General features: G+C 32.3%; 17 protein-coding genes. 6 read left to right on the top strand and 11 right to left on the bottom strand.

What is annotated here, in order from left to right:
* The first annotated feature begins 84 nt into the window (after window positions 1-84).
* From ACKTST_RS04840 to ACKTST_RS04830, 3 genes are all read left to right on the top strand, one after another.
* The gene (locus ACKTST_RS04840; RefSeq protein WP_408046612.1) at window positions 85-357 is read left to right on the top strand and encodes an HU family DNA-binding protein; all 273 of its coding nucleotides are present in this window, start codon (window positions 85-87) and stop codon (window positions 355-357) included.
* A 121-nt stretch (window positions 358-478) separates the two neighbouring features.
* Window positions 479-1,249, top strand: coding sequence for a pentapeptide repeat-containing protein (locus ACKTST_RS04835; RefSeq protein WP_408046611.1), 771 nt, complete (start codon window positions 479-481; stop codon window positions 1,247-1,249).
* A 162-nt stretch (window positions 1,250-1,411) separates the two neighbouring features.
* Complete coding sequence (locus ACKTST_RS04830) at window positions 1,412-1,894, top strand: hypothetical protein (protein WP_408046610.1); 483 nt, start codon at window positions 1,412-1,414, stop codon at window positions 1,892-1,894.
* A gap of 58 nt (window positions 1,895-1,952) precedes the next feature.
* Here the strand turns inward: ACKTST_RS04830 and ACKTST_RS04825 are convergent, their stop codons facing one another.
* The gene (locus ACKTST_RS04825) at window positions 1,953-3,134 is read right to left on the bottom strand and encodes a THUMP domain-containing class I SAM-dependent RNA methyltransferase (RefSeq protein ID WP_408046609.1); all 1,182 of its coding nucleotides are present in this window, start codon (window positions 3,132-3,134) and stop codon (window positions 1,953-1,955) included.
* Between the two features lie 112 nt (window positions 3,135-3,246).
* Between ACKTST_RS04825 and ACKTST_RS04820 the strand changes: the two genes are divergently transcribed.
* Together ACKTST_RS04820 and ACKTST_RS04815 are read left to right on the top strand one after the other, a co-directional pair.
* Window positions 3,247-3,975: a class I SAM-dependent methyltransferase gene (locus ACKTST_RS04820; protein ID WP_408046608.1), complete on the top strand. Its 729-nt coding sequence runs from the start codon at window positions 3,247-3,249 to the stop codon at window positions 3,973-3,975.
* Complete coding sequence (locus ACKTST_RS04815; protein WP_408046607.1) at window positions 3,972-4,652, top strand: ZIP family metal transporter; 681 nt, start codon at window positions 3,972-3,974, stop codon at window positions 4,650-4,652. Before ACKTST_RS04820 ends, ACKTST_RS04815 begins: the two co-directional genes overlap by 4 nt.
* Here ACKTST_RS04815 and ACKTST_RS04810 read toward each other — a convergent pair.
* Genes ACKTST_RS04810 through ACKTST_RS04800 form a run of 3 tightly spaced genes read right to left on the bottom strand, consistent with a single transcriptional unit; the run spans window position 4,629 to window position 7,172 of the window.
* Entirely contained in the window at window positions 4,629-4,997 is a 369-nt protein-coding gene (locus tag ACKTST_RS04810; protein WP_408046606.1) for a cupin domain-containing protein, read from the bottom strand. The two genes, ACKTST_RS04815 and ACKTST_RS04810, sit on opposite strands and share 24 nt — an antisense overlap.
* A gap of 48 nt (window positions 4,998-5,045) precedes the next feature.
* On the bottom strand, window positions 5,046-5,606 hold the full coding sequence (locus ACKTST_RS04805) for a hypothetical protein (protein WP_408046605.1): 561 nt from the start codon (window positions 5,604-5,606) through the stop codon (window positions 5,046-5,048).
* A 42-nt stretch (window positions 5,607-5,648) separates the two neighbouring features.
* Window positions 5,649-7,172 carry a helicase HerA-like domain-containing protein gene (locus ACKTST_RS04800; RefSeq protein WP_408046604.1) on the bottom strand — a complete coding sequence of 508 codons (1,524 nt, stop codon included), beginning with the start codon at window positions 7,170-7,172 and terminating at the stop codon, window positions 5,649-5,651.
* An 87-nt stretch (window positions 7,173-7,259) separates the two neighbouring features.
* Between ACKTST_RS04800 and ACKTST_RS04795 the strand changes: the two genes are divergently transcribed.
* Complete coding sequence (locus ACKTST_RS04795; RefSeq protein ID WP_408046603.1) at window positions 7,260-7,892, top strand: 7-carboxy-7-deazaguanine synthase QueE; 633 nt, start codon at window positions 7,260-7,262, stop codon at window positions 7,890-7,892.
* A 52-nt stretch (window positions 7,893-7,944) separates the two neighbouring features.
* On the opposite strand, the gene ACKTST_RS04790 is transcribed toward ACKTST_RS04795, so the two are convergent.
* The 7 genes from ACKTST_RS04790 to ACKTST_RS04760 all read right to left on the bottom strand — a co-directional run.
* Window positions 7,945-8,898, bottom strand: coding sequence for an acetyl-CoA carboxylase carboxyltransferase subunit alpha (locus tag ACKTST_RS04790; protein WP_408046602.1), 954 nt, complete (start codon window positions 8,896-8,898; stop codon window positions 7,945-7,947).
* 102 nt (window positions 8,899-9,000) lie between these two features.
* Window positions 9,001-9,900: a DMT family transporter gene (locus ACKTST_RS04785; protein WP_408046601.1), complete on the bottom strand. Its 900-nt coding sequence runs from the start codon at window positions 9,898-9,900 to the stop codon at window positions 9,001-9,003.
* Entirely contained in the window at window positions 9,887-10,972 is a 1,086-nt protein-coding gene (locus ACKTST_RS04780; protein WP_408046600.1) for an LptF/LptG family permease, read from the bottom strand. The genes ACKTST_RS04785 and ACKTST_RS04780 overlap by 14 nt, the downstream gene beginning before the upstream one ends.
* A gap of 1 nt (window position 10,973) precedes the next feature.
* Window positions 10,974-12,104 (bottom strand): tRNA guanosine(34) transglycosylase Tgt, encoded by a 1,131-nt coding sequence (tgt, locus tag ACKTST_RS04775; RefSeq protein ID WP_408046599.1) that lies wholly within the window; start codon window positions 12,102-12,104, stop codon window positions 10,974-10,976.
* Window positions 12,105-12,173: 69 nt separating this feature from the next.
* A complete protein-coding gene (rluF, locus tag ACKTST_RS04770) occupies window positions 12,174-13,004 on the bottom strand; it encodes a 23S rRNA pseudouridine(2604) synthase RluF (protein ID WP_408046598.1) in 831 nt (276 codons plus the stop codon).
* 159 nt (window positions 13,005-13,163) lie between these two features.
* Window positions 13,164-14,111, bottom strand: coding sequence for a PorP/SprF family type IX secretion system membrane protein (locus ACKTST_RS04765; protein WP_408046597.1), 948 nt, complete (start codon window positions 14,109-14,111; stop codon window positions 13,164-13,166).
* An 8-nt stretch (window positions 14,112-14,119) separates the two neighbouring features.
* Window positions 14,120-16,754, bottom strand: a 2,635-nt coding sequence (locus tag ACKTST_RS04760) for a T9SS type B sorting domain-containing protein (protein ID WP_408046596.1), incomplete at its 5' end; no start/stop codon positions are given.

Here is a 16,754-nt window from a genome sequence, read left to right as displayed (position 1 = left end):
ATCTTGCACAATACCGCATTCCGTCTATATTTGTTGAGCTATTGAAGCAAAAAACATTAATTAATTTTAAAATCTATTCAAATTATGAACAAATCAGATTTAATCGATGCAATGGCTGCTGACGCAGGAATTTCAAAAGCTGCTGCTAAAGCTGCATTAGATTCTTTAACTACAAACGTTACTTCTACTTTAAAGAAAGGTGGTAAAGTTGCTTTAGTTGGATGGGGAACTTGGTCTGTTTCTGAGAGAGCTGCTAGAACTGGTAGAAACCCTCAAACTGGAAAAGAAATCAAAATTGCTGCTAAAAACGTAGTTAAGTTTAAAGCTGGTGCTGGTTTAAGCGATTCAGTAAACTAATATTTTCCACGAAACATATTATACAGCGGTGTTTAGGCAACTAAACACCGTTTTTTTGTACCAAAGTGTCACATAAAGTAATAATAGTTTGTCTATTGTATAGAACTTAAAACCATTACCAATGAAAAATATAGTTACACTTATTGCTTTAACTTTAGTAACCTTAACATCATTTGCTCAAAAAACAGTTGATGCTTCTGATATTATGAGAGATGTAAAAAACGGAAAAGCAGTAGAAATTTCAAACGCAACCATTAACGGAGTTTTAGACTTTACTTTTATGGATGATGCATTATCAAAATTACCAACCAGAAAACGCTGGTGGAATAACGGCGGAACAAACACTGTTGAAAAACAAATTACCAATAAAGTATCATTTACAAACTGTACGTTTAAAGACGATGTTTTAGCGTATATTCCTCATGAAAAAAGCGGATACACCTTTGTAGCTAATTTTGAAGATGTTGTAGTGTTTAAAGATTGTACTTTTAAAGAAAAAGCTATGTTTAAATATTCTGATTTTGAAAGAAATACCGATTTTTCTGGTACAAAATTTAACGGAGTATCTACATTTAAGTATGCTAAGTTTGACAGAGACATTAGCTTTAAAAACACTTTTTTTGACGAACCTTCTACTTTTAAGTATGCTGATTTTAAAGAGTTTGTAAGTTTTGAAAACTCAGTATTTAACGAAAGTGCAATTTTTAAATATACCGAATTTAACAACGGAGTATCGTTTAGAAATGTAAAGTTTGAAGAAGACTTAAACATAAAATACACTAAAGTATCTGGTGAATTTGATATTAAAGGAATGGATGTAGCTTTTGATATCGACTCTAAATACACAAAAATAAACGGACGTAGCTTTAACAAGCACTTGTTAAAAAAATAAGCCTCTAAAACCACAAAATAGTATAATCTCGTAAGTTTTCTTACGAGGTTTTTTAAATAAATTTAGTTTGATTCTTAAACTTTAAAAAACTAACTTCGCTATCGGACGATATCTCATCATTAAAACGACGGATATCTTAACCGTTGTACATAATATCCAAAATTGAACTCTAAAGAATTGAAATTAGAAATTGAACCTATGAATTTTGTTGGATTTATTTTTAAATCCTTTCTTTCAATGTTTTTGATTCTTTTTATTGCATCAATAATATTTGCATTTGTTACCCCAAATTTGAAAAATAATTACACCGTAGTGATAATTATCGCTGGATTAATAATGGCGTTAATTTTAGGGATTCAATTTATATTTCGTCCGACCATATATTTATACTCAATCTTTATATCAGAAACTATAACTGAATTAAAATGGCAAGAAAACAGGAAATTTAAATCTCGTAAATTCAATAACGCAAAAATCAAAACCGAATTAATTCCAAGCGGAAAAAATAATCCATACCTGAAAATTGAAATAAAAGACAAAGAATCTAATTTAACTTTAAAACAATATCAAGTAGGAGAGTGGGATTTAGAAAAACTTAAACAGATTGGAATTGAAATAAAAAATACTATGCACAACAATGTATAACCGTAACGAAACATTTAAAATAGACAATAAAAAACTCCGCTTTTCAGCGGAGTTTTTCTTATTCTTCTTCGTCGTTAAATGACGTATTTTTCTTTTCTTTTTTACTTCCTTCGTACAATTCGTATTTTACAAATCGGCAATCTAAATCGGCATTTTTAAGCGGTATTCTTCTCGAAGTTCGTAATCCTACAAACTTTAACGCTTCAATATCCGATGTTATTAACCACGCTGTTGAGTTTGGATAATTGTTCTTTAACGTATCCCCTATTTTTCTGTAAAACTCTTCTACATCAATATTTAAACGCTCTCCATAAGGCGGATTGAACAAAATCGTTGTTTTACCAAATACTTCTTTTTTAGAATTGAAAAAGTTTACATGGTGCACCCCAACAAATTCTTCTAAATTGGCATTAATAATATTCTGCTGCGCTTTTCTTACTGCAGATGGTGCTTTATCAAAGCCCATAATTTTAAAGTGTGAACTTTTAATTTTTTTCAGCAACGAATCTTGTATAATAAAGTACAAATCTTCATCGTAATCGTTCCAATTTTCAAAAGCAAAATGCTTACGGTTTATGTTTGCAGGAATCTGATTGGCAATCATTGCTGCTTCAATCAAAATAGTTCCCGAACCACACATTGGGTCGATAAAATTTTCTTCCCCTTTATACCCAGAAAGCAATAACAAACCTGCTGCCAACACTTCGTTAATTGGTGCAATATTGGTTGCACTTCGGTATCCGCGTTTATGCAAAGAATCACCAGAAGAATCTAACGAAATGGTTAACCATTCTTTATGAATATGGATATGAATTTTTACATCAGGGTATTTTAAATCTACATTCGGACGCTTTTTATACTTGTGCATAAAATAATCGGCAATAGCGTCCTTCGATTTTAAACTAATGTAATGTGAGTTTGATGTAAAGTTTTTTGAGTTTACTACTGCTCCGATAGCAAACGTTCCGTCAACATCTAAAAAACGCTCCCACTTTATACGCTGAATTGCTTCGTATAAATCTTCTTCATCAAAAATTTTACTACGTTTAATCGGTTTTAAAATTCGAATAGCAGTACGCAACGCAATATTAGCTTTGTACATAAATCCTTTATCGCCTTTAAAAGCAACACTACGAATTCCTTCTTTCACCTCCATTGCTCCTAGTTGACGTAGTTCGTCTGCTAAAACACCTTCTAAACCTGCCATGGTAATGGCAGTCATTTTAAAATCTTTTTCCATGTAACTGTAAAATTTCACTGCAAAAGTACAGTTAATTTCGGGGAGTTATCAATCTTTTCTACTTTGAATATAAAAAACGTAAGTTTTATGTATTTTTGCAGACCTTAAGGTTATGAATACAACAACAGATTGGTTTACTTCGTGGTTTAATACACCATACTATCATATTTTATATAAGCATAGAAACGATGCCGATGCGCAGTTTTTTATGCGAAACATTACTTCTTTTTTAGCGTTGCCTAAAGCAAGTAAAATTGCTGATTTACCTTGTGGTAAAGGAAGACACTCGGTATATCTTAATTCTTTAGGATATGATGTCGTAGGCGGTGATTTAAGTGAAAACAGCATACAACACGCCAAACAATTTGAAAATGACACGCTTCATTTTGAAGTTTGGGACATGCGAAAACCAATTGAACATAAATACGATGCTATTTTTAACTTGTTTACCAGCTTTGGATATTTTGAAGATGATAATGAAGATATTCTTGTATTAAACAGTATTAAAAATGGTTTAAAAGAAAACGGTGTTTTTGTCTTAGATTTTTTAAATGTAGAAAAGGTAAAAAATACGTTGGTAAAAGAAGAAATTAAAATTATTGATGGAATTGAGTTCCACATTAAAAGAGAAATTAAAGACGGATTTATCTTAAAACATATTTCTTTTACTGCTGAAGGAAAAGTACATTCGTATACCGAGCGTGTAAAATTTTTAACCTTAGAAAAACTTCAGTCGTATTTTAATAAGGTTAATTTGCAAATCACACATGTTTTTGGAAATTACAATCTAAACGAATTCAATCCACAATCGTCTGACCGCTTAATCATCGTTGCTAAATGAGTTACTTTTTATTAATTTTAGCTGTTTTAGCAGGGGTTTTATTAGTTTTTACATTAAAACCTAACAAGAACTTCGTTCGCTTATTATTAGCGTTTAGCGGTGCTTATTTACTTTCTGTAACAATTTTGCATTTATTACCAGAAGTATATCAGAATTCAAGCAATACAAAATTAGTTGGAATTTTAATATTAGTAGGAATTATCATTCAGTCTGTATTAGAATCGTTTTCTAAAGGAGCAGAACACGGGCATATACATTTACATTCTGACGCTACTGAATTTCCTTGGATGCTATTTGTGAGCTTATCCATTCACGCATTTTCTGAAGGTTTACCCATTCATCACGCCGATGATAACTTGTTATGGGCAATTGTTGTGCATAAAATTCCGATTGCAATTGTTTTAACTACTTTTTTATTGCACGCTAAGTACTCTAAAAAAAGTATCTTTTTGTTTCTAACAGTATTTGCCTTTATGAGTCCGTTAGGAATTTTAATTGGTGATAAAGTTGCTCTTATCACAAAATACCATACCGAAATCACTGCATTAATTATTGGAGTTTTCTTACATATTTCTACCATTATCTTGTTTGAAAGTACCGAAAACCACAAGTTTAATTACAAAAAATTTGGGGCAATTATTTTAGGAGTATTGTTAACTATCTTCTCTATGCACTAAATCCATAGAAAAAGCAGGTAAACAAACTGCTATATATTCACATTCTTCATCGAACGGATTGGAATATTGAACTCTAATATTCTTTTCAATTTTAATAGATTGTCCTGCTTCTAAAACCACAATTTCTCCATCAATATTAAATTGTTTTTTTCCCCTAATAATATAGGTATATTCTTCAAATTCTGGAGTTTGAAAAGGTTCACTCCAACCCGCAGGAGCAACCATGTGTGCTATACTTATTTTTGAATTTTGATCGGTTGCATTACCAAAATGCTCTTCGATTAATTTACCATCGGTTGTTGGAACTACAAATGGCGCTTTTTGAATAGTATATTTTTTACTCATAATTTTAATAATAAAAAATCCGAAACTTTCATTTCGGATTTTATGTTTTTAGTTAAACCAAATAGTAAATGATTTTATTTTCGCTAAATCAGGAATTTGCTCAACTGTTACTTTTTGTGTGCTAAACTCTTTTAAACCTAAATCTTCGTTATCAATAGTAATAGTTGCATTTAAATCATCTAAAAATAAGGTTGCTGAAGACAATGATGATTCAACTTTATTAACCGTATTGTTTGCATTGATTTCTTGAAAAGTAGAAGTAATATTTAACCCTGATTTTGTTTTAAAACGCTCATCAAATATCTCAATACTCTTTAGAGTAGACGTAGAATCTAATTGCTCTTTTGGTGTTATTGTTAACAAATGCTTTCCTCCTTTTTCATAAACTAAATAACGATCGTCTTCTTGAAAAAGATTATCTCCTTTAGCTCCTTCACTCAATATTTTCACAATTGAATCTTGTTTAAAAATACCTTCAATTTCTTGCACTGTAGTTTTAGTGGTTAATGCTCCTACTTTTCCTTTTGCAATATCAAATTTACTGTTTCCACATTGAACAAATACAATTGATATTACTGCAATTACTAAAGGTTTCATTAATTTTCTCATTGATCTTATTTTATATTTAAAACGTCTATTCTTACTAATTTTTTATCTAATCACTTTTTTCAAAATACCAAAAGCTGCTCTTATAAAAGTTGCACTTGTTAGTACTTTTACTACAGGATTCATTCGCGTACTTCTGCTTCTTGTAGAAGTCGATCTTCTACTTGTTTTTTCTTTTTCTTTACGTGCTTCTTCTTCCGTTTTTTCCTTATTTATCTTATCAATTTTCTCATTTAAAATTTCGTAAGCACTTTCTCTATCAATTGTGTCATTGTACTTCGGAATCAATCTTGAGTTGTCTAATACTTGCTTGATTTCTTTTTCTGTTAACACGTCCATTCTACTCATAGGCGCACGCAACATCGTTCTTGCTAATGGTGTAGGAATTCCTTTTTCATTCAAAACAGAAACCAATGCCTCTCCTATACCTAACTGCGTTAATACTTCTTTAGTATCGTAATATTCAGAATCTGGGTAATTTTCTGCAGCTAATTTTATTGCTTTTCTATCTTTAGCAGTAAAAGCACGTAACGCATGCTGAATTTTCATTCCTAACTGAGCCAAAACATCTTCTGGAACATCTTTTGGATTTTGCGTGACAAAATACAGTCCAATTCCTTTAGAACGGATTAACTTAACTATACTTTCTATTTGACTTAACAACGCTTTTGACGCTTCTTCAAATACCAAATGCGCTTCATCAATAAAAATGATTAACTCAGGTCTTCCGCTATCTCCTTGCTCAGGAAAAGTTTCATATACTTCTGCTAATAATTGTAGCATAAAAGTTGAGAACAACTTCGGACGATCTTGAATATCGGTTAAACGTAACACAGAAATTACTCCCCTACCATTTTCATCAACACGCGTTAAATCATCAACTTCAAACGATTTTTCACCAAAAAACAAATCACCTCCTTGTTGTTCTATCTCAACAACTTTTCTTAGAATTGCTCCTGTACTTGCTGTAGAAATTCGTCCGTATTCAGATTGAATTTCTTCTTTTCCTTCTTCAGTTACATATTGAAGAATTTTCTTAAAATCTTTTAAATCTAATAATGGTAATTGATTGTCATCACAATACTTAAAAATGATTGCTACAATACCCGATTGCGTTTCAGTTAAATCTAAAATCCGTGATAATAAAACAGGGCCAAATTCAGAAACCGTTGCACGCAAACGAACCCCATCTTGCTCAGATATTGATAAAATTTCGATAGGAAACTTGGTAGCATTAAATGGAATTCCGATTTTCACATGACGTTCATCAATTTTCGGGTGTCCTGGACTAGGTTGTGCTAATCCACTTAAATCACCTTTTACATCCATTAACAACACAGGAATTCCTTTTTCAGACATATTTTCTGCCAATACCTGCAAGGTTTTAGTCTTTCCTGTACCAGTAGCTCCAGCAATTAATCCATGGCGATTTAAGGTTTTTAAAGGAATATTTACCAAGGCATTCGTTACCGTTTCTTCTTCTAACATTCCTGCTCCCAGTGTGATAAACTCTCCTTTTGTGGTATACCCTTCGTTAATATAATTGAAAAACGCTGTAGTTTTACTCATGCTCTTTTGGTATTTTTTAATGATAAAACACGTAAAAGTAACAAAAATCATTCATAAATTTTTAATGTTACCTATCTTTGCACTCTTATGTTGAAAAAAGAAGTACAAGAGTTAATTAATACAGGAGAAATGCTTCCGTTGATGGAAGAGTTTTATACGATTCAAGGAGAAGGTGCACACACAGGTACTGCGGCATATTTTATTCGTATTGGTGGTTGTGATGTAGGTTGCCACTGGTGTGATGTAAAAGAAAGTTGGGATGCAAATTTGCATCCACCAACCAAAACAGATATTATTGTTGAAAATGCTAAAAAATACGCAGAAACAGTTGTAATTACGGGCGGTGAACCTTTAATGTGGAGTTTAGATTATATTACTCAACAACTTCAAGAAAAAGGAATTAAAACTCATATTGAAACTTCTGGAGCATATGATTTTTCAGGAAAATGGGATTGGTTTTGTTTATCTCCTAAAAAAACAAAGTTACCTTTAGAGCGTGCTTACCAAGAAGCAGATGAATTGAAAATGATTATTCATAATAAAAACGATTTTCAATTTGCAGAAGAACAAGCTGCTAAGGTTGGTGAAAATTGTAAACTTTATTTACAACCTGAATGGAGTAAAAAAGAAAAAATGACTCCGCTAATTATTGAGTATGTGATGGAAAATCCTAAGTGGAAAATTTCTTTACAAACACATAAATATTTAAATATACCATAAACAAAAAGCTCGCTAAAATTAGCGAGCTTTTTGTTTTATCGATTAATGAATGCTATTCTTTATACACTCCCATATTAGAGAATTTATCCATACGTTGTGCTACTAAATCAGCTTCAGATAAATCTTTTAATTCTCCAAAAGCTTTTAAGATTTGATCTTTAACAGCTTTAAAAGCTCCTTCTCTATCAGAATGCGCACCACCTAATGGTTCATTGATGATTCCATCGATCAACCCTTGCTTTTTCATGTCGTCTCCAGTCAATTTAAGCGCTTCAGCAGCTTGCTCTTTATACTCCCAACTACGCCATAAAATTGATGAACATGATTCTGGAGAAATTACAGTATACCAAGTATTTTCCATCATATACACTCTATCTCCAACACCAATACCTAATGCTCCTCCTGACGCTCCTTCACCAATAATTACTGTGATAATTGGCGTTTTTAAACGAGTCATCTCAAAAATATTACGTGCAATTGCTTCTCCTTGTCCGCGTTCTTCAGCTTCTAAACCTGGGTAAGCACCTGGAGTATCGACAAAAGTAATTACTGGAATTCCAAACTTTTCAGCCATACGCATTAAACGTAATGCTTTACGGTATCCTTCTGGATTTGCCATACCAAAATTACGGTACTGACGTGTTTTAGTATTGTATCCTTTTTGTTGACCAACAAACATAAAAGATTGATCTCCTATTTTACCTAAACCACCAATCATAGCTTTATCATCCTTTACACTACGGTCTCCGTGTAACTCCATAAAAGTATCTCCGCAAAGCGCTTTGATATAATCTAAAGTATATGGTCTGTTTGGGTGACGAGACAACTGTACACGTTGCCAAGCAGTAAGGTTTTTATATATATCCTTCTTAGCTTTTGCTAATTTTTCTTCAATTTTTTTGCACGTTTCTGTTACGTCTACTTCACTTTCTTCTCCTATAACTTGACATTTTGCCAACTGATCTTGTAAGTCTTTAATTGGCATTTCAAAATCTAAATATTCCATTATTCTATTATAGTTTGATTTTCTAATTTAATAGTTAGTTGTTTGTAAAGGCAAACATACTAAAAAATAATACAGCTTACCTTCATCGCTTTTCTTAAAATACTATTTTTTGCTAATTTTCTTTTTTATTGATGCTGCATTTTTTAAAACTCCGTTTAACAAAACCACAAACAAAACAATAAAAGCTCCGTAATAAAACTCAGGATTCATTTGTTCTTTTTCTCCAAAAATTATCAGCGCTAAAACTATTGCATAAATAGGTTCTAAGTTAATTGTTAGCATTACTGTGTATGGAGTTAAGTACCTCATAACATATACAGAAGCTATAAATGCATACGCTGTACAAACACTACTTAAAATAAATAGATATACCCAATCGCTTGTTTGTAGTTCGAAGAAATTAGCAGAAAATTGTTGAGTGATTATTAAATATACTGTTACACCAAATACACCAAACAACAGCTGATAAAATGAAATTGTATTTGCATCGTGTTTTTGAATGAACAATCCGTTTAGCACAGCAAATAAAGCTGATAAAAAGGCTGAAATCAATGCATAGATAATTCCTAATGTGTATTCAGTTTCAAAATTAAAAATGATGTATAGTCCAACAATAACTAGAAGTCCGAGAATTATTTCAATCAGCTTTATTTTCCTCTTAAAAAAGAAAGGTTCTATTAACGAAGCAAAAAAAGCACCTGTACTCATGGTTACTAATGCTACAGATACGTTTGATACTTTAATTGCTTTGAAAAAAGTTATCCAATGTATTGCTATAATAACTCCAGAAATAGCGAATTTTAATAAGGCTTTCTTTTCAACTTTGAATGATTTTTTTCTGATAAAAAAATATAAGGCAATAAATAACACTGCTAATAGCATTCTGTACCACACAAGCGGAACTGCATCAATAGAAATTAACGCTCCTAAAATTGCCGTAAACCCCCAAATAAATACAATTAGATGTAGGTGCAAGTAGTTTTTAAGTTTATCTCCTTGCATTTATATATAAATAAAGAGCATACAACCCAAAAATAATATTTGGCATCCAAACATTAATAAATGCATTTGCACCAGCTACAGCTCCTAATACTTCTGCAACCTTTAAAAAGAATACATACACAAACATTACTGAGATTCCGATAGCTAAATTTGCTCCGATACCGCCTCGGCTCTTTTTGTGAGCTAAAGCTACTGCTATCATTGTTAAGATATAGCATGCGATAGGCAAACTGGTTCTCTTATACAATTCTACTAAATATGCGTTTAAGTTCTTAACTCCTCTCTTTCTTGAAAGATCGATAAACTTAATTAACTCAGTTGAGTTCATTTCTTGCGCTAATGTGCCTTTGTAATTAAAATCACTTGGTGTAAAAGCAAAAGTGGTGTCTTTATTATTTCCTGAAAAAATACTATCTCTATCTTTAAAAACTTTTCGCTGTTTCCAACTGTACAGTTTAAAAACACTGTCTTTTTCGTTCCAGTTGATATTTTCTGCAGTTAGTTTACTTTTTAGCTTAATTCCATCATACAAATCAATTGAAAAATGATATCCAGAGTTTCTTTTTAAATCAAAGTTTTGGACATACACATAAGTACTGTCGTTCAACTGTAAACTAAACTCTCTTACCGAAGTATCTGAATATTTCTTCTTTTGCAAATATTCTTTTTCAAACGCTTTTCTTGTTTTACTACTCGTAGGAACAAAAAAATGATTCATTGACAAAGCCAACAAACAAACGATAGTAGCTCCCACAAAATATGGGTACAAAAAACGAGTAAAAGATACTTGAGAACTATTTATTGCTACAATCTCTGTATTATTCGCAAGTTTTGATGTAAATAGAATTACAGCGATAAACAACGCCAAAGGCATAAATGTATTCGCGTAATAAATAATAAAATTCTTGTAGTAATCATTTGCTATTTCAAAAAAAGTTAAATTTTCATGACGTAAAAATTTATCAATTTTCTCAGCAATATCAATAGCTACCGCAATAGGTATTAAAATTAATAAGGTAAACAAAAAAGTTACCAAATAACGTTTTAATATGTACCAATCTAGTTTCTTCAACCTACAAACGATTATCCATTTGTTTTACCATCTTATCTTTCCAAGTAGCAAAATCTCCTGCAATAATATGCTTACGAGCTTCGCGCACTAACCATAAATAAAACCCTAAATTATGGATTGATGCAATTTGCTTACCTAACATTTCTCTTGAAGCAAATAAATGACGTAAATACGCTTTAGAGTACATGGTATCTACCCAAGTAATTCCCATCTCATCAATTGGAGAAAAATCGTTTTCCCACTTTTTATTTTTTATGTTAATGCTTCCATGAGCCGTAAACAGCATTCCATTTCTAGCATTACGAGTTGGCATTACACAATCGAACATATCGACCCCTAAAGCTATATTTTCTAAAATATTAATTGGGGTACCAACTCCCATTAAATAGCGAGGCTTATCTTCTGGAAGTATTGCTGTTACCACCTCTGTCATTGCATACATTTCTTCAGCTGGTTCTCCTACTGATAACCCTCCAATTGCATTACCTTCAGCTCCAACAGAAGCTATAAACTCTGCAGATTCTTTACGCAAATCGGTATAAGTACTTCCTTGTACTATAGGAAATAAGGTTTGATTATATCCGTATTTAGGTGGTGTTTTTTCTAAATGATTCACACAACGCTTTAACCAACGATGCGTCATATGCATAGATTGTTTTGCATAACTGTAATCGCAAGGATACGGTGTACATTCATCAAAAGCCATGATAATATCTGCCCCGATAGAACGTTGAATTTCCATCACATTTTCTGGAGTAAAAAAATGAGTTGATCCATCAATATGACTTTTAAACTTTACACCCTCTTCATTAATCTTTCTTCTTCCTGATAAAGAATATACTTGATATCCTCCACTATCCGTTAAAATATTACGATCCCAGTTCATAAACTTATGCAAACCTCCTGCTTGTTCTAAGATTTTGGTTTGTGGACGTAGATATAAGTGATAGGTATTTCCTAAAATTATATCAGGATTTATTTCGTCTTTTAATTCAGATTGATGTACTCCTTTTACCGTAGCTACAGTACCTACTGGCATAAATATTGGAGTTTCTATGGTTCCGTGATCGGTAGTAATAACACCTGCTCGTGCTTTACTTTTTGGATCGGTTATTTTTAAATCAAATTGCATAAGTGGCAAAGATACACATGTAAGTTGAATGTTAAAAAGTAGAAAGTTAAAAGTTTCTTATCAGTAGTTTTAATTCTTCCTTCTTCTTCCAAATTTTTTCTTAAAAGCTGTTTTATTTGCTCCAGTATTTTTGTCAGTAGAAGTTTTTAATGGTGATTTTTTTGATGCTTCCTCTGTTTTCGACGAACTTGCTACCAATTTATTGATTTCATCCATTTCTTTGGATGTTAACTCACGCCACTCTCCTACTTTTAATTTTCCTAAAGTAACGTTCATAATACGTGTGCGTTTTAACTTCTTTACTTCATAACCTAAATACTCACACATACGTCTGATTTGACGGTTTAACCCTTGTACTAATACAATTTTAAAAGTAGTATCGTTAATTCGCTCTACGTTACACTTTTTAGTTACGGTTCCTAAAATTGGAATTCCGTTACTCATTCGTTTTATAAAACGTTCATCAAAAGGTTTGTCTACTGAAACAATGTATTCTTTTTCGTGATTATTTCCTGCTCGAAGAATTTTGTTTACAATATCTCCGTCATTGGTTAAAAATATCAATCCTTCAGATGGTTTGTCTAATCGACCAATTGGAAATAAGCGCTGCGGATGTCCGACAAACTTTACAATATTTTTTCGTTCTTTACTATCTGTAGTACAAACAATACCTACAGGTTTGTTTAACGCTATGTAAATTGTTTTTGGTTTTGCTTTTAATGGTTTTCCATCAATTTTAACCACATCTCCTTCATGCACTCTATTACCTAACTGAGTGGGTTTACCGTTAATGGTTACTCTACCTTCATTAATAAATCGTTCGGCTTCACGACGTGAACAAATACCTGTACTACTAATGTATTTATTAAGGTTGATTGATGTTTCGTTGTTACTTTCCATTACATAGAATCTATGTTATAACTACACAAACAAATGTGACATATAACTAAGTTTGTTTATACTATTTTGCCTTTAGATATTAAAAACTAATCATGTACAAAGAAAAAGAAAATCCTCAAGCTAACACTTGAGGATTTGATAAATTATCTGTTCTAAATATTAAAACATTATCATTTTTTGAGTACAACGTGCTAAACTTGGTCTTCTTTCGTAATCAAACCCTAATGTTATCATGTGCGTACCGTAGTTAAAATCTTGTGTTTTATTCATATTGATGCTAAATCCGTATGAAAAATATAAATTATCTTTTTTCATACCGAATAACGGAGCAATAGCATTGGGTTTAAAAAACTGATCGTTTAAGAATGTATAACTTAAACCTGCCCACACATAACCATCTCTAATACCTTTTCTTGCTTTAAAGTTTACATCAGTTTTAGAACGTCCAGTAGCTTCACGATACTCATATAAAATCGACGGTTCTAATTCATAATCTCTACTAACTCTTGAAAGAATATATGAAGTAAAAAGAGTATACTTTCTTAATTCTTCGGGCTCACCTGTATCAAAATTTTTAATACTCCTCTTTAATAAATTCACCACATTCGCTGTAATACTGAATTTTTCATAACGATATAATAACCCAACATCAAAATTAGAATGGTTTATAGCTCTAGATGGTACTCCACTATTAGTATTATCATTTGATGTATCTTGACCAAACTGGATAAAACTGTAACTCAACGCAAATGATAAGAAACTATCATGAAAATCGCTTAATGTTAAGTGACTAGCAAATGATAATTTAGCCCCTTTTTGAGTTGTATCACCATTACTATCATTAAACAAGGATAATCCACCTCCAAAAGTATCTGCAATACGAGCTTCAACAGTTAACGATTGTGTATCTGGTGCATCTTTAACACCTATCCACTGACTTACTCCGTTTAATCGTAACTGTAACCCAGGACCAATACCTGCATATGTTGGTGAAATTACAAATGGATTATCAGCCAAATGACTTACATACTGTGGTAATTCTACCTCTTGTGCAGTTAATTTCACACTATAAAATACCACACTTAATATTATTAAAATCTTTCTCATTTTTCTTCTTATCTATATAGTGTAAAATGCCCCATTAACTTTCTCTTCTGACCTGACAACTCTTTGTAATAAATCGTATACCAGTAGTCCCCTGAAGGTAATGGTTTACCATCATATGTTCCATCCCATCCTTGAGCTACACCATTAAATTTAGTTATCTGACGTGCATATCTATCATAAATAAATACTTCTAAATCATGATAATCTTCTACTTCACGAGGATACCAATAATCGTTATCTCCATCTCCATTTGGCGTAAATAAGTTAGGAATGAAAATAGTTACATACACACCTTCAACAGTTACTGTTACCTCACAACCTCTAGCATCTCTAACCGTAATTGTATAATCTTTAGTTTGTAAGATTAAGAACTCATTATCTGGACCGAAATCTCCTCCATCAACACTAAACTGATATGGTGGTAATCCAAAGTCTGCATTTGCAATTAATGTATTCTTTACAGAATCATCAATTGTTAATGTTAATGGTTGATATGCTACTATATCTATTGGATTAGTAATAGAACTTTCAGAACACGAACTTATTGTATGAGTAGCTACTACATAATATCCTGAACCTGCTGGTACATCAATAAACTCTCCAGTAGTGTTTGTTGTTACAACTGAATTAGCTCCATCATATAACGTGTACGACATATTACTTCTGTAAGCTTCATCTACTATAGCTAAGACAATGTTACCTGTTGGACAAGTATATTCATAATCTACTGTTAAGTTTAACCTTACAGGTTCTTGTGTAGTTAACCTAATAGGATCAACAACATTACAAGAAGCTTCATCTCTAACAGTAATAAAATATGGCATACCTCCTTGGATTCCTTCTGCAGCTCCTAATATAATTGTATTCGTATTATAAGGTGTTGGTAACTCAACGTTATTAATACTTACATAATATGGTTGCGTGCCTCCTTGTACATCTAATTCAATCGTAGGAGTTGGATCACTACTACACACTTGTTCAGTAACTCCAACAAGTGTTGCAGTAAACTCATCTGGTTCATCTATTACAACATCGATAGTTTCACGACATCCTAATTTGTCTTTTAAGGTAATTGTATAAGTTCCTGCTGTTAAGTGTCTAAACACATTATCAGTTACAAATTTATCAGTTGGGTCTGTACTAATATTGTACTCATATCCTGTTAAATTTCCTCCAGATGCTAATACGGTAATTGTACCATCATTCCCTCCGTGACAGGTAACATCTGTATGATCTTCATCAATAACTAATGGAGCTGGTTGAGCTATTGTATGCGTAGCCGTATCTGCTGTACATACCACTCCAAATCTATTTGTACTTCTAACTCTAATTTTATACGTACCAATATCTAAACCTCCAAACATATTTGATACCTGCCAAGTTCTTATTTCATTATCACTATCATCTAATAATTGATATTCGTAAGTACCGAAACCTCCAACTACATCAGCTGATAATACTCCGTTAGCATCTCCATTACAAGTTATAAATCCTGATATTACTTTTAATGTTGGATCTAATGTTTTGTATCCCGCTACGGTTACACTTGTTTCATCAACACAATTATTCTCGTCACGAGCATATAATGTATGAGTACCTTCTCCTAAACTAAACGTATTACTAACAACATAAGTAATATTATCAGAACTAAACATATGTGCTCCAGTTCCTCCAACCGCACTAACTTCTACGGTAGCTAGAGGGTTGTTACAAGTAATGTCGGCAATAATATTTGCTGATGCTTCAACTTCAGTTGGATCTACAATATCTCTTGACGTTGTATATTGACAACTGTACTTATTATCTCTTACTATGATTTGATAATTAGTTCCTGCTGGTAAATTCGTAAAGATGTTAGATGATTGCTCTACACGAGTTGTTCCATCAGGGTAAATTAAAATATACGTGTAACTTATAGTTGTATCTTGTAACTGACCTCCAGTTACATTAGTTACCTCAATACTCGCTATACTTTCACCTTCACAATTGTTTTCTACAACATTTACAGTTGCATTCATTGCTACTGGATCATCTAAAACAAAATCGAACGTTGTTGTACAGTTATTATTATCTCTAACCATTGCTGTATAGCTTCCTGCAGGTAAATTGGTAATTCTTGAATTACTACTGAAATTTTGAACTGTTGTTGTTGTCGTATTATTAACCAATTCATATTCATAAGAAGAACTCCAACCACCAGATGCTGCTAATTGAATAGCACCTGAAGTAGCAACATTACAATTGATAAATGTTGGTATACCTGTTAAGGCTAAATCTTCAGTAGGTTGAATTATTTCAAAGTTTGCAGTAGTTGCTTCACAGAATGGTGAATCTACCATGGTAACTTCTACATAGTATTCTCCCGCTGCTAAACCTGTAATTGTAGTCGGCGAAGGAGCTCCTGCTGCAACATTACCTGTTGTAACCGCTACTGGGTTGCCTACTAAGAACACTTCATAATTAAACTCACCTGTATAAGGACTCGTAGGTGCAAAACTAATGTCTATGCTTCCTGTACCACCAAAACATGCTCTTTGTGGATTAGATGGTAATACATTAAAGACTGGTTGCGAATTAACAGTATGATATGCTTCAAAAATACATCCTGTTGCTGGGTTTAATATTGCTATTGTATAATTATCT

This window comes from Tenacibaculum crassostreae (genome assembly GCF_964512405.1).
GTDB classification, from domain to species: domain Bacteria; phylum Bacteroidota; class Bacteroidia; order Flavobacteriales; family Flavobacteriaceae; genus Polaribacter; species Polaribacter crassostreae.
The sequence above is the reverse complement of the archived record's forward strand: the minus strand, read 5'-3'. Positions and strand labels throughout refer to the sequence as shown.

Coding starts and splice junctions, on each gene's coding strand:
- ACKTST_RS04785 (WP_408046601.1), bottom strand. CDS start 9,900: ATGCAAGGAGATAAACTTAAAAACTACTTGCACCTACATCTAATTGTA.
- ACKTST_RS04820 (WP_408046608.1), top strand. CDS start 3,247: ATGAATACAACAACAGATTGGTTTACTTCGTGGTTTAATACACCATAC.
- ACKTST_RS04790 (WP_408046602.1), bottom strand. CDS start 8,898: ATGGAATATTTAGATTTTGAAATGCCAATTAAAGACTTACAAGATCAG.
- ACKTST_RS04810 (WP_408046606.1), bottom strand. CDS start 4,997: ATGAGTAAAAAATATACTATTCAAAAAGCGCCATTTGTAGTTCCAACA.
- ACKTST_RS04825 (WP_408046609.1), bottom strand. CDS start 3,134: ATGGAAAAAGATTTTAAAATGACTGCCATTACCATGGCAGGTTTAGAA.
- ACKTST_RS04805 (WP_408046605.1), bottom strand. CDS start 5,606: ATGAGAAAATTAATGAAACCTTTAGTAATTGCAGTAATATCAATTGTA.
- ACKTST_RS04765 (WP_408046597.1), bottom strand. CDS start 14,111: ATGAGAAAGATTTTAATAATATTAAGTGTGGTATTTTATAGTGTGAAA.
- ACKTST_RS04840 (WP_408046612.1), top strand. CDS start 85: ATGAACAAATCAGATTTAATCGATGCAATGGCTGCTGACGCAGGAATT.
- ACKTST_RS04800 (WP_408046604.1), bottom strand. CDS start 7,172: ATGAGTAAAACTACAGCGTTTTTCAATTATATTAACGAAGGGTATACC.
- rluF (WP_408046598.1), bottom strand. CDS start 13,004: ATGGAAAGTAACAACGAAACATCAATCAACCTTAATAAATACATTAGT.
- ACKTST_RS04835 (WP_408046611.1), top strand. CDS start 479: ATGAAAAATATAGTTACACTTATTGCTTTAACTTTAGTAACCTTAACA.
- ACKTST_RS04815 (WP_408046607.1), top strand. CDS start 3,972: ATGAGTTACTTTTTATTAATTTTAGCTGTTTTAGCAGGGGTTTTATTA.
- tgt (WP_408046599.1), bottom strand. CDS start 12,104: ATGCAATTTGATTTAAAAATAACCGATCCAAAAAGTAAAGCACGAGCA.
- ACKTST_RS04795 (WP_408046603.1), top strand. CDS start 7,260: ATGTTGAAAAAAGAAGTACAAGAGTTAATTAATACAGGAGAAATGCTT.